The sequence below is a fragment of the Mycobacterium sp. TH-M103 genome (genome assembly GCF_057473785.1).
Genome location: NZ_JBYCLG010000089.1, coordinates 1 through 12,328, shown reverse-complemented (window position 1 = coordinate 12,328; position 12,328 = coordinate 1). Strand labels below are relative to the sequence as shown.

The 12,328-nt window shown below is 69.6% G+C and carries 12 protein-coding genes; 4 read left to right on the top strand and 8 right to left on the bottom strand.

Going from position 1 to position 12,328, the window contains the following annotated elements; genetic code table 11:
• Positions 1–93 precede the first annotated feature (93 nt).
• The 4 genes from AC2VOR_RS05170 to AC2VOR_RS05155 form a co-directional block, all read right to left on the bottom strand.
• Positions 94–1,008: a class I SAM-dependent methyltransferase gene (locus tag AC2VOR_RS05170; RefSeq protein WP_369740517.1), complete on the bottom strand. Its 915-nt coding sequence runs from the start codon at positions 1,006–1,008 to the stop codon at positions 94–96.
• Positions 1,009–1,017: 9 nt separating this feature from the next.
• Positions 1,018–1,929, bottom strand: coding sequence for a class I SAM-dependent methyltransferase (locus AC2VOR_RS05165; RefSeq protein ID WP_369740516.1), 912 nt, complete (start codon positions 1,927–1,929; stop codon positions 1,018–1,020).
• Between the two features lie 12 nt (positions 1,930–1,941).
• Entirely contained in the window at positions 1,942–2,895 is a 954-nt protein-coding gene (locus AC2VOR_RS05160; RefSeq protein ID WP_369740515.1) for a class I SAM-dependent methyltransferase, read from the bottom strand.
• A 109-nt stretch (positions 2,896–3,004) separates the two neighbouring features.
• On the bottom strand, positions 3,005–3,652 hold the full coding sequence (locus tag AC2VOR_RS05155; RefSeq protein ID WP_486963311.1) for a class I SAM-dependent methyltransferase: 648 nt from the start codon (positions 3,650–3,652) through the stop codon (positions 3,005–3,007).
• Between the two features lie 74 nt (positions 3,653–3,726).
• On the opposite strand from AC2VOR_RS05155, the gene AC2VOR_RS05150 reads away from it, so the two are divergent.
• The gene (locus AC2VOR_RS05150; RefSeq protein ID WP_486963310.1) at positions 3,727–4,584 is read left to right on the top strand and encodes a helix-turn-helix transcriptional regulator; all 858 of its coding nucleotides are present in this window, start codon (positions 3,727–3,729) and stop codon (positions 4,582–4,584) included.
• A 4-nt stretch (positions 4,585–4,588) separates the two neighbouring features.
• Here AC2VOR_RS05150 and AC2VOR_RS05145 read toward each other — a convergent pair whose 3' ends face one another.
• The 3 genes from AC2VOR_RS05145 to AC2VOR_RS05135 are packed head-to-tail and all read right to left on the bottom strand — an operon-like array spanning position 4,589 to position 7,130.
• The gene (locus AC2VOR_RS05145) at positions 4,589–5,503 is read right to left on the bottom strand and encodes an MBL fold metallo-hydrolase (protein WP_369740514.1); all 915 of its coding nucleotides are present in this window, start codon (positions 5,501–5,503) and stop codon (positions 4,589–4,591) included.
• Positions 5,500–6,153, bottom strand: coding sequence for an L-fuculose-phosphate aldolase (locus AC2VOR_RS05140; protein WP_369740513.1), 654 nt, complete (start codon positions 6,151–6,153; stop codon positions 5,500–5,502). Before AC2VOR_RS05140 ends, AC2VOR_RS05145 begins: the two co-directional genes overlap by 4 nt.
• On the bottom strand, positions 6,150–7,130 hold the full coding sequence (locus AC2VOR_RS05135) for an NAD(P)-dependent oxidoreductase (protein WP_369740512.1): 981 nt from the start codon (positions 7,128–7,130) through the stop codon (positions 6,150–6,152). Before AC2VOR_RS05135 ends, AC2VOR_RS05140 begins: the two co-directional genes overlap by 4 nt.
• Before the next feature lie 30 nt (positions 7,131–7,160).
• Between AC2VOR_RS05135 and AC2VOR_RS05130 the strand changes: the two genes are divergently transcribed.
• Positions 7,161–8,519: a xylulokinase gene (locus tag AC2VOR_RS05130; protein ID WP_486963309.1), complete on the top strand. Its 1,359-nt coding sequence runs from the start codon at positions 7,161–7,163 to the stop codon at positions 8,517–8,519.
• A 9-nt stretch (positions 8,520–8,528) separates the two neighbouring features.
• On the top strand, positions 8,529–9,200 hold the full coding sequence (locus AC2VOR_RS05125) for a GNAT family N-acetyltransferase (RefSeq protein WP_369740510.1): 672 nt from the start codon (positions 8,529–8,531) through the stop codon (positions 9,198–9,200).
• A gap of 624 nt (positions 9,201–9,824) precedes the next feature.
• Here the strand turns inward: AC2VOR_RS05125 and AC2VOR_RS05120 are convergent.
• Entirely contained in the window at positions 9,825–10,730 is a 906-nt protein-coding gene (locus AC2VOR_RS05120; RefSeq protein ID WP_369740508.1) for a class I SAM-dependent methyltransferase, read from the bottom strand.
• Between the two features lie 241 nt (positions 10,731–10,971).
• Between AC2VOR_RS05120 and secY the strand changes: the two genes are divergently transcribed.
• Positions 10,972–12,297 (top strand): preprotein translocase subunit SecY, encoded by a 1,326-nt coding sequence (gene secY / locus AC2VOR_RS05115; RefSeq protein WP_369740506.1) that lies wholly within the window; start codon positions 10,972–10,974, stop codon positions 12,295–12,297.
• The last annotated feature ends 31 nt before the right edge of the window (positions 12,298–12,328 follow it).

Sequence of the window (12,328 nt, the reverse complement as noted above, 5' to 3'; positions counted from 1 at the left end):
CACAACGACTTGGGTAATACACCAACCCTGCCCAAAAACCCAACCCCACCAGGGCAAATCAGGCCGTCGATCAACGAAGGCCGGAAACTCCCGCTAGCCGGCGAAAGTGCCGCTGATGAAGATGATCTCGCCGAGCGGGTCGTCGTTCTCCGCCGCGGGCACGTCCATGCCGTGGCGTTGGAAGAGTTCCGTGCGGGTCACCCCCTCGACGTTCCAGCCCTTCGACCGCAAATAGTCCACGACGTGGTTGCGTTCGCCGGCGTAGACCAGCGACGCCATGTCGATGTCGACGCCGTGCTCCCGGAACGGAGTGGACATCTCCCGCACCCGCTCGGCGTCGAAATCCACGATGCCGGGCACGAATTCGGTGGCAATCGTGCTGCCCGGCGCGCTGAGCGCGGTGATGTCGTCGAACAACCGGTCCTGGGCATCCGGTGGCAGGTAGATCAACAGCCCCTCGGCCAGCCACGCCGTCGGCGCCGCCGTGTCCAGTCCCACCGCGGTGAGCGCGGTGGGCCAGGCGGCGCGCAGATCGATGGGGATGGTGCGCCGAACCGCGGTGGGCTCGGCGCCGATGCCGGACAGGGCGTTCGACTTGAAGTCGATCACCTCGGGCTGGTCGATCTCGTAGACCACCGTGCCGGACGGCCACGGCAACCGATAGGCGCGTGCGTCCAGCCCGGACGCGAGAATGACCGCCTGACGGACCCCCGACCCGGTGGCCGCGGCGAAGTAGTCGTCGAAATACCGGGTGCGCACCGCCATTCCGTCGACCATCGCCTGCATGCGCACCGGTGAGGCATTCTCGAACGCCGCCGGGTCGAGCTCACCGTCCAACAGCTTGGTGAAGAAGTCCACCCCGACGGCGCGCACCAGCGGCTCGGCGAACGGGTCGTCGATGAGGCGCCGCGGGTCCCGGGTCGCCATGGCGCGCCCGGCCGCGACCATCGTCGCGGTCACGCCCACACTAGTGGCCAGGTCCCAGCTGTCGTCGTGAGCGCGCGCCATGGGACGACCCTACTTCAACGTCGCGGCGACGTAGTTCAGGTCGCCGAAGGCGGCCGTCAGCTCCTCGGGGAACTCGAAACCGTTCTGCGCATACAGGTCCCTGACCGCATGGGCCGCCACCTGCCAGCCGTGGCCGCTCAGGTAGTCGACCACGACGCTGCGCTCACCCTGATAGAACAGGTCGGCCGCGTCGAGGTCGAAACCGGCGCGCTGCCACCGCTCCGTGATGCGCTGCAACCGCTCGTCGGTGAAGGCGTTGGGGTCCGGCACGTGCTCGGTGGCCAGCCGGCTGCCCGGCGCGCTGAGGGCGGTGATGTGGTCGAACAACCGGTCCTGGGCTTGCGGCGGCAGGTAGGGCAGCAGCCCCTCGGCGCTCCACGCGGTCGGTTGGCCGACGTCGAAACCGCCGCGCCGCAACGCCTCCGGCCAGTCGTCGCGCAGGTCGATGCCGATGGCGCGGCGCTCGGCGGTCGGGGCGGCGCCCAGGCCGGCCAGGGTCTCGGTCTTGAACGCGATGACCTGCGGCTGGTCCACCTCGTAGACCACCGTGCCCGCGGGCCATCGCAGCCGGTAGGCGCGGGTGTCGAGGCCGGAGGCCAGGATGACCGCCTGCCGGACGCCGTCTGCGGCGGCGCCGGTGAAGAAGTCGTCGAAAAACCTTGTCCGGACCGTCATCTGCTCGACCCGCGCTCTGCGGTTGAGTAGCGGGTCGTCGTCGAAGTCGAGTTCTCCGTCGATGATGCGGATGAACGGGTCCAACCCGACGGCGCGCACCAGGGGGTCGGCCAGCGGATCGTCGAGCAGCGCGTCGGGCCCCTGGGAGGCCAGCGCGCGGGAGGCCGCGACCATGGTGGCGGTCGCACCGACGCTGCTCGCGAGATCCCAGCTGTCGCCCTCGGTACGTCCGGGATTCGTGGTCATCGGCTTGCGCTCCTATTTCTCGAGGGTGCCGCTGGTGTAGAGCATCTCGCCCATGCGCATGTCGTCGTCCTGCAGGGGCGGGAGCCCGTTGGCCACGAACAGCTCGCGGATGCTGACGCTGTCCAACCGCCACCCGCGGTCGGCGAGGTAGGGGGCTGCCTCGTTGCGGTCGCCGAAGTAGACCAGCCCCGCCATGTCGAGGTCGAAGCCGTGCGCGCGCCAGCGCTCGGAGATCGCCTGCATGCGCTCCTTCATCTTGTCCTCGTCACCGGGCTCGGGATTGGGCGCGCTTTCGGTGGCCAGCCGGCTGCCCGGCGCGCTGAGCTCGGTGATGGTGTCCAGCAGCCGGTCCTGCGCGTCCGGCGGCAGATAGCCCAGCAGGCCCTCGGCGCTCCAAGCGGTCGGCTGCGCGGGGTCGAACCCGGCGGTGCGCAGGGCTGTGGGCCAGTCGTCGCGAAGGTCCACGGCCACCACGCGCCGGTCGGCCGTGGGCGCGGCGCCCAAATCGGCCAGTGTGCGGGACTTGAACTCGATCACCTGCGGCTGGTCGACCTCGTAGACGACCGTTCCGGCCGGCCACGCCAGCCGGTAGGCCCGGGCGTCGAGCCCGGAGGCCAGGATCACGACCTGCCTGATGCCCGCCCCGGTCGCCGTCAGGAAGAACTCGTCGAAGAACTTGGTGCGCACGGCCATGTTGTCGGCCATGCGTGACATGGCCCCGACGGAGCCGGTGGCGCCGTCATGCACGTCGTTGAGCTCGCCGGGGTCCAGTTCGCCGCTCGCCAGGCGGGCGAGCAGGTCCACGCCCACCGCCCGCACGAGTGGCTCGGCGAACGGGTCGTCGATCAGCGGGTTGTCGGCGCGGGTGGCCATCGCGCGGGCCGCTGCGACCATGGTCGCGGTCGCTCCGACGCTGGATGCCAGGTCCCAGGTGTCCCCCTCGTACCGGGAGCCGGTGGAAGTCATAGTCGTACCCCTAAGTAGTTAGTCCAACTCTGCTAATAATTAGCCCATTTAACAGCTTCCTCCACTGTACGCCTTCGTCCGATCGCGGCAACCTGGCTCGGTGCCGGTCTCAGGCCGGTCGCGTCGCGCGGTAGTAGTTGAGCCGCCCCACCACGCGCTGCCGATGCGTGGCGATCAGCGTGCAGGCGAACCCCGCCGCACGCAGCAGCCGGGGCACCGCGTCGCCGAGGTTGCCGGCCGCATGACGGTTGTGCCTCATCAGATACGCGGCCAGGCCGTCGCGGACGGTCATGTCGCCGCCGATGTCGACCAGGTGCAGCCTGCCGCCCGGGCGCAGGACACGGAAAACCTCGGACGCCGCGGCGGTTTTCGCGTCATCCTCCAGGTGATGCAGCATCATCGACGACAGCACCCGGTCGAACTCTCCGTCGGCGTAGGGCAGCCGCTGGGCATAGCCGCGGTCGAAGCGTATCCCGCTCATTTCGTGCGTCTTTCGCCGCGCCCGCGCCAGCGCCAGCGGATCCGGGTCGCATCCGATCACCTCCGCGAGCGGCTGGGCGCGTTTGGCCATGACGCTCAGATTCCCGGTGCCGCATCCGATTTCGAGGATCCGGCGGCAGTCGTCGAGCTCGGCTTGCGCGAGCAGGGTCCGGTACACCCGTTTCATGCCCAACAGGCGGGCGAACAGGTCGTAGGCGGGGAGCAACGCGTCGTGGCCGGCGCCGGGCATGTAGTCATGAGGATGATGTTTGGTCACGAATACATGCTGAACCACGCGGTGGAAGGACAATTGGCAGATAATCGGGAAAAACAGGACTATTTTTGGACACCATGATGCAGCCGGCCCGGATGGTCCGCCACCGCGCGGGGGTGCCGGTCTACCGATATCGGACCGACCCGGACACGCCTCCGGTGTCGGTGCTGCGCCCCGGGCCCGACGAGATACTCGAACCCCGCCGCCACATCCACGACTTCCCGGTGCTGTGGTACGTCCCCGCGGCCGGGCTGGTTCACGTGGCCGCCGCGGGCGAGGTGCTCGATCCCGGGCTGCTGCTCCCGCTCGACGGGGGCGTGGCGGTGTCTTTCGACCCCGCGGCGCTCGGGGAGGACGGGCGTTCGCCGTGGCCCACCTGGCGCGCGCATCCGCTGCTCTTCCCGTTTCTGCACGGGCAGTCGGGCGGGATGCTGCGGCTGGAGGTGGCCGTGGCCGGGCGGCCGAGGTGGGACGACGCGATCCGGGCGCTCGAGGCCGAGCTCACGGCCCGGCAGGAGGGCTATCGGCAGGCGGCGCTGGCGCACTTGACGCTGCTGCTGATCGATCTGGCGCGCCTGGCCCGCGACGTGGTGGCCGATCTGCGGCGCAGCGGCGAGCCGCTGCTGGCCGAGGTGTTCGCGGTGATCGACCGCCGTCACGCCGAGCCGGTGTCGTTGCGCGATGTGGCGCGCGAACTCGGTATCACGCCGGGCCACCTGACCACGGTCGTGCGCCGCCGCACCGGTCGTACCGTCGGCGAGTGGATCGTGGAACGCCGCATGGCCGTGGCCCGAGGGCTCTTGGCCGAGACGGACCTCCCGGTCTCGGAGGTGGCCAGGCGGGTCGGAATGGCCGATCCGGGTTACTTCAGCAGGACGTTCAAACGGATGCACGGCACGCCGCCCCGCGCCTGGCGTGTCCGACGCATCCCCTAGCAGATCAGAGAGATTCGATGTCCAGCCAGCGGTCGACGTCGAAGCCGTCGGCCACCGAGCGGATCATGGCGCCGCCACGGCCGGGATAGTGCGCGGGTATCACGGCGGCCTTGGCCGCCGCGGCCTCGGTGAATATGCGGTGGCGGGTGGCCGCGGCGGCCGGGGCGTCCACGTCGAAGGCGCACGCGTCGGCGGGCCGGCGCAGCTGCAGCGGGCTGTGGGTGAGGTCGCCCACGAAAACCGCGGGCCGGCCCGCGTCGAGCCAGAGCACCGAGGAACCCGGCGTGTGTCCGGGGGCCGGGCGCAGCAGCAGCGATGGGCTGATCCGGTAATCGTCGGACCATCGGACGAGCTGTGCTTCCACGGGCAAAACGCTGTCCGCGAACACCAGATCGTTGCCGCGCTGCTGCGTCTGTTCTTGCTCGCTGCGCGGTAGCCGCCGGGCCGCGGCCCCCTCGGGATGGAAGTGGTGGTAGTCCGCGGCCGCCACCACGTACCGGGCGTTGGGGAACGTGGGCACCCAGGCGCCGTTCTCGAGCATCGTGTTCCACCCGACATGGTCGGAGTGGATGTGGGTGTTGACCACCACGTCCACGGCGTCGCGGTCGATCCCCGCCGCCCGCAACGACGACAGGAACCCCGTGTTGAGGTGATCCAGGGGCGGCATGTGCGGGCGCGGGCGATCATTGCCGACGCCGGTGTCCACGACGACCGTCAGGCCGTCGACCTCGATGACCCAGCTCTGGACGACGATACGCCACCGATCGGTCTCGGGGTCGAAGAAGTCCGGCACGAGCAGGTCGGCGTTGTCGCGCCACCCCGACGGCGGCGTCACGGGGAAAGAGTCGGCGCCCAACGAGAATCGGAGCTCGACCACCCGCGCGATATCCGCGCGACCGAGCCGGAAGCGGTGCGTCACGCGTTGGCACGCAGATAGCCGTAGACGGCGGCGAAGTTGCCGTTGACGTCGTCGGGAATGGGCACCGCGCCGCCCAGGGCCCTTGCACCCCAGACGATCTGGGCAGTGCGTTCCACTAGGGCTGTGACGTGCAGCGCCTTGTCGGGTCGCGGGCCGACGGCCACCAGGCCGTGGTTGGCGATCAGCGCGGCCGCGCGCCCGTCGAGAGCGCGCACGGCGTTGAGCCCGACGTCGGGCGTGCCGGAGGCGGCGTACTCCGCGCACCGGACGTCGCCGCCGCAGTACACGGCGAACTCGTCGATGCAGGCCGGAATAGACTGGCGCGCAACGGCAAACATCGTCGCCCAGACAGGGTGGCTGTGGATGACGCTGCCGACGTCGTCGAACGCCCGGTAGCAGGCCAGGTGCAGTTGCATCTCCGACGACGGGAACCGGCCTTCCGCGGCCTGCAGCACGGCGCCGTCGGGGTCGACGAGCACCACGTCGTCGAGCCGCATGTCGCGATAGTCCACCGACGACGGCGTGATGACGATGTTGCCGTCGGCGCGCCGGGCGGAGATGTTGCCGGCGGTGCCCTCGACCAGGCCGCGGCGCAGCATGTCCTTGGCCGCGTCCAGGACCGCGGTTTCGGGGTTGTCGACATACCTCACGAGCCCAGCACCTCCGGGTTGACGACATGGGCGGGGGCGTTCCCCGCCAACAGCGCTTCCAGGTCGTCGGCCACCATCTGCGCCTGCCGCGCCTCGGTGTCCCAGGTGGCGCCCCCGATGTGCGGGGTCAGGACGACGTTGGGCAGGGCCGCCAGCGGGTGGTCCGTCGGCAGCCATTCGCCGGCGAAGTGGTCCAGCCCCGCGGCGGCCACCTTGCCGGTGCGCAGCGCCTGCACCAGCGCGTCGGTGTCGTGCAGCTGGGCCCGGGCGGTGTTGAGGAACACCACGCCGTCGCGCATGGCCGCGAACTGCGCCGCGCCGATCATTCCGGCGGTCTCGTCGCTGACTGGCGCGTGCAGGGACACCACGTCGGCCTCGGCCAGCAGCTCGTCGAGCCCGTGTTCGGCCTCGTCGCTGTACGGGTCGTGGGCGATGACCCGCAGGCCCAGCCCGGACAGCCGCCAGCGCACCGCGCGGCCGACCGCGCCCAGGCCCACCAGTCCGGCGGTGCGCCCCGCGATCTCCCAGGACCGGAAGCGCTGATACGGGATGCTCCCGTCGCGAAAGATGTTGCCGCCGCGCACGTCCGCGTCCGCGGGCAGCAGCCGGCGGGTCGCGGCCAGCAGCAGGGCCACGGTCATCTCGGCGACCGCGTCGGCGTTGCGCCCCGGGGTGTTCAGCACCGGGACGCCGGCCGCGGTGGCCCCGGGGATGTCGACGTTGTTGGGGTCACCCCGGGTGGACGCGATCGCACGCAATCCGAGGTCGAACACCGGCCCACGTACCGAGTCGCTTTCCACCACAACCACATCGGCGTCTTCGGCGGCGATCCGCTCGGCCAGCTGCTCCGGGCTGTAGATACGCAGGGGCCGCTGCTCTATCCACGGGTCGTAGACCACCTCGGCCAGCTCCCGGAGCTTGGCGAACCCCGGCCCCCGCATCGGGGCCGTCACCAGGGCGCGTGGTTTGGACGTCACGAGAGCCAATGCTGGCGTACGGTGACGCCCGTGTCACGCGAAGCCGTCACAATCGGCATCGACATCGGCAGCACGTCGGTCAAAGCGGTCGCCGCCGACGCCGACGGCCGCGTGACGGCACGGGCGCGCATCGGTCACCGGTTGCGGGTGCCCGCCCCCGACCGGCTCGAGCACGACGCCGACGAGGCGTGGCGGCGGGGCCCGGTGGCGGCGCTGGACCAACTGGGCCGCCGCGACGCGAAGGCGGTCGCCGTTGCGGCGATGGTGCCGTCGCTGACCGCCGTCGACGCCGCCGGCGTCCCCGTCACGCCGGGGCTGCTGTATGGGGACGCCCGGGGCCGGGGGCCGGGGACGGCCGACCAACCGCTGCCCGCGGTGGGTGAGGCGGCGGAGTTTCTGCGCTGGACCGCGGCCGAGGCGCCCTGGGCGACCGGGTACTGGCCGGCGCCGGCGGTGGCCAATCACGCGTTGGCCGGCGAGGCCGTGATCGACTTTGCCACCGCCGCAACGACATTCCCCCTTTTCAACGGGACCGGCTGGAACGCGGCGGCCTGCGCCGAACGCGGCGCGACCGTCGAGCAGATGCCGCGGGTGGAAACGATCGGGGTCGCGGTCGGCCGGCTGCGCCAGACCGGCGCGGTGCTGGCGACCGGCGCCGTCGACGCACTGTGCGAACAGATCGTGGCCGGCGCCGACCGCGACGGCGACGTGCTGGTGCTGTTCGGCACCACGCTGATCGTGTGGGTGACAGTGGCGGAGGCACGGCAGGTTCCCGGCCTGTGGACGATCCCGCACACGGCCGCGGGCAAGAGCCAGATCGGCGGGGCCAGCAACGCCGGCGGCCTGTTCCTGGGGTGGGTGGATCGCGTCCTGGGGCCGGGCGACGCGGCCGCGACCGACCCGCGGCGGGTGCCGGTGTGGTCGCCCTACATCCGGGGGGAGCGCACGCCGTTCCACGATCCGGACCGCCGGGCCGTGCTCGATGATCTCGACCTGACCCACGACGCCGCCGCGCTGCGCAGGGCCGCCTACGAGGCGTCGGGCTTCGTGGTGCGTCAGCTCATCGAGCTGAGCGGGGCGCCGGTGGCGCGCCTCGTCGCCGCGGGTGGCGGCAGCCGGGTCGGGCCGTGGATGCAGGCCGTCGCCGACGCCACCGGCCTTGACGTGCAGGTCTCCGAGGTCGCCGAGGGCGCGGCGCTGGGGGCGGCGTTCCTGGCCCGCATGGCGGCCGGCCTGGAGACGTCGATCGCCGATGCCGCCCGCTGGGCGCGCACCGCGCGCGTCGTCGAGCCCCGGCCCGCGTGGGCGGCGGCGGTCGAGGATCGCTACCACCGGTTCCTCGAGCTGGGAAGCCGACGCCCCGAGGCGCTACCTCCGACGGCGATCTAATCTGGTGCAATGACCGACCAGGACCGTAAAGCCGCCCGGCGAGAGATCGCAGATGCCCTGTTGAACGCCCTCGAACGCCGCCACGAGATAGCCGACGTCGTTGTCGAGTCTGAGGACAAGGCGGCCGCCGTCGGGGCGGTCGCCGCGTTGCTGGACACGTCGCACGCGGCCGCCGAGGCCGTGATGGGCATGTCGTTCGACCAACTGACCAAAGATTCGCGCCGCAAGATCCTCGCCGAACTCGAAGACCTCAACAAGCAGCTGAGCTTCACCGTCAAGGAACGGCCGGCCAGTTCGGGGGAGAACCTCGAGCTGCGGCCGTTCTCGGCGCAATCGGACCGGGACCTCTTCGCCCTGCGGACCGCGGAGATGGGCGCCGGGGACGGCTCCGGCGGGCCGGCCGGCAGCCTCGACGACGAGATCAACGCGGCGCTGCGGCGCGTCGACGACGAGGAAGCTGCCTGGTTCGTGGCCGAGGAGGCGGGCGAGAAGGTCGGCATGGTGTTCGGCGAGCTGGTGCGCGGCGAGGTCGACGTACGGATCTGGATCCACCCCGATCACCGCAAGAAGGGCTACGGCACGGCGGCGCTGCGCAAGTCGCGTTCGGAGATGGCGTGGTGCTTCCCCGCCGTGCCGATGATCGTCCGCGCGCCGGCCGCCAAGCCCGCCGAGAACGCATAGGGCGTCGGCGTTGATTCCGGTCGTGTCGTTGTCGTGATTGTCCACCACGCCGCAGCGATGATCGGGTTGTGCCACCAATCCTTGTAGGCCGGATCGGTTCGACCCGTTGCCTCCAAATCGTGGAATTCCGTCGGCAGGCCGGAGCGGCCTTCCGTCCGGATTGTGCGCTGATGCGCGATATCCTCAATCGAGGCAGGCATTCCTAAAAAGATCGCTCGCGCGTTATCCCAGGTGGCGGCGCATAGTCCGCAGGTCCGGCCCCTGTCTCGAAAACCGCAAGGCCCGTGCTGCCCGTTTAGATGGGAGTCCCGCGAATGCTTCCCGGCTTCTGTATGAGCAGGCCATCTCGCTCGTGACGGCGGCAAGATGTTGGCCGCAAACCCACCCGTGAGCACCGTGAGATTCGCAGCCAGACCCTCGCCGGCGCCCACCACCGCGGCGCCCGCAGCAGACAACACCGCAGGATCCACCACCAACGGAGTCACCCGCGGAATTCTCGCCCAGCCCACCCGCCGGCGCTAATCACCCAAGGGCCGCGCCGCCAAGTTAACGGCCACAAAGCAAGCGGCACAACTCAGTTATCCACAGGCCCGCCCACCAACGTGATCCGATGCCCCGAGGGGTTCAACGTAGCGTCGCGGTGACGGCGACGATGTTGCGGAGCTGGGATTCCTCGTCGTCGGGGTAGACGAGGCCGTAGTCGGCGAAGAGCTCACGCCGGGGCCGGGTGCTGACCTGCCAGCCCGCACCGGTCAGGTAGTCGACGACGTCGCTGCGCTCGCCGTCGAAGAACAGTCCCGACAAGTCGATGTCGCAGCCGACTTTGGCCCATCGCTCGTTGAACTGCTTTGCGCGTTCGCTCATGGTCCGGCCCGCATCCCCGTGGAATTCGGTGGCCAGCCTGCTTCCGGGGGCGCTGAGCCCGGTGATGTTGTCGAACAGGCGGTCCTGGGCTTCGGGCGGAAGGTACATCAGCAGGCCCTCGGCGCTCCAGGACGTCGGCTGGGTTGTGTCGAAGCCGGCGTCGCGCAGCGCGGTCGGCCAGTCTTCCCGCAGGTCGACGCTGACGGTTCGGCGGTCCGCGGTCGGGGCGGCGCCCAAGTCCGACATCGCGGTGCTCTTGAAGTCGACGACCTTGGGCTGATCGACCTCGTAGACCACGCTGCCGGGCGGCCAACTGAGCCGGTAGGCGCGCGCGTCGAGACCGGCGGCCAGGATCACTGATTGACGGATGCCGTCGCGCGCCGCATTGAGGAAGAAGTCGTCGAAGAAGCGGGTGCGCACCGCGATCGAATCGGTTTCCAGCTGCAGGTCCCGCTCGCCGTCCTCGTGCGCATCGGGGACCACCTCGCCGTCGACCAGGCGGCGGAAGAAGTCGAGCCCGACCGCCCGGACCAGAGGCGCCGCGAACGGGTCGTCGATGATCGGGTTGGTCGCTTCGCTGGCCAGGGCGCGGGCCGCCGCGACCATCGTGGCCGTGGCGCCGACGCTCGAGGCCAGGTCCCAGCTGTCTTGATCACTGCGCGTCATGCTGCTCCATTCTTTCCGGTGGTCGCGCCCCGGAACGCCGGCTGCCGATACTTAGCAAGTATAAGAATTGTCCGGACGTTGCGCTGCACCGCAGGCACGACGGCCCGCCAACGAAACTGCGCAGATCAGCTGTTAGTCTCGTACACGATTCGACGCGCTGTAGATAAGGTCGGCCGTACGTCCTGGCCTGCGGGTGCTGGGCGCGTGACCAGGATGACCCTCGGCTGCGCAGGAGGATAGAGTGCTTTCGGCTTTCATCTCGTCGCTGAGGACAGTCGACCTGAGACGGAAGATCCTCTTCACCCTCAGCATCCTTCTGCTCTACCGGCTCGGTGCCGCGCTGCCGTCTCCCGGGGTCAACTACCCCAACGTGCAGCAGTGCATCAAAGAGGCCACCGGCGGCGAGGCCGGGCAGATCTACTCGCTGATCAACCTGTTCTCCGGCGGGGCGTTGCTCAAGCTCACCGTGTTCGCGGTGGGTGTGATGCCCTACATCACGGCCAGCATCATCGTGCAGTTGCTCACGGTGGTGATCCCGCGCTTTGAGGAGTTGCGCAAGGAAGGCCAGTCCGGCCAGGCCAAGATGACCCAGTACACCCGCTACCTGGCGATCGCGCTGGCCGTCCTGCAGGCCACCAGCATCGTGGCGCTGGCGGCCAACGGCGGGCTGCTGCAGGGCTGCTCGCTGGACATCATCGCCGACCAGAGCATCTTCACCCTGGTCGTCATCGTGCTGGTGATGACGGGCGGGGCGGCGCTGGTGATGTGGATGGGCGAGCTGATCACCGAACGCGGGATCGGCAACGGCATGTCGCTGCTGATCTTTGTCGGCATCGCCGCGCGCATCCCGTCCGAGGGCAAGACCATCCTGGACAGCCGCGGCGGCGTCATCTTCACCGCCGTCCTGGTCGCCGCGCTGGCCATCATCGTGGGCGTGGTGTTCGTCGAGCAGGGCCAGCGCCGGATCCCGGTGCAGTACGCCAAACGCATGGTGGGCCGGCGCATGTACGGCGGCACCTCCACCTACCTGCCGCTCAAGGTCAACCAGGCCGGCGTGATCCCGGTCATCTTCGCGTCGTCGCTGATCTACATCCCGCACCTGGTCACCCAGCTGATCCGCAGCGGCAGCGGCGGCATGGGCAACAGCTGGTGGGACAAGTTCGTCAGCACCTACCTGTCCGACCCGAGCGACCCCGTCTACATCTCCATCTACTTCGGGCTGATCATCTTCTTCACGTACTTCTACGTGTCGATCACCTTCAACCCCGATGAGCGCGCCGACGAGATGAAGAAGTTCGGCGGCTTCATCCCCGGCATCCGTCCGGGCAAGCCCACCGCCGACTACCTGCGCTACGTCCTGAGCAGGATCACGCTGCCGGGCTCGATCTACCTGGGCGCCATCGCGGTGCTGCCCAACCTGTTCCTGCAGATCGGCAACGGCGGGGCGGTACAGAACCTGCCGTTCGGCGGTACGGCCGTTCTGATCATGATCGGCGTCGGATTGGATACGGTCAAACAAATCGAGAGTCAGCTCATGCAGCGCAACTACGAAGGGTTCCTCAAGTGAGACTCGTTTTGCTGGGGCCGCCGGGGGCGGG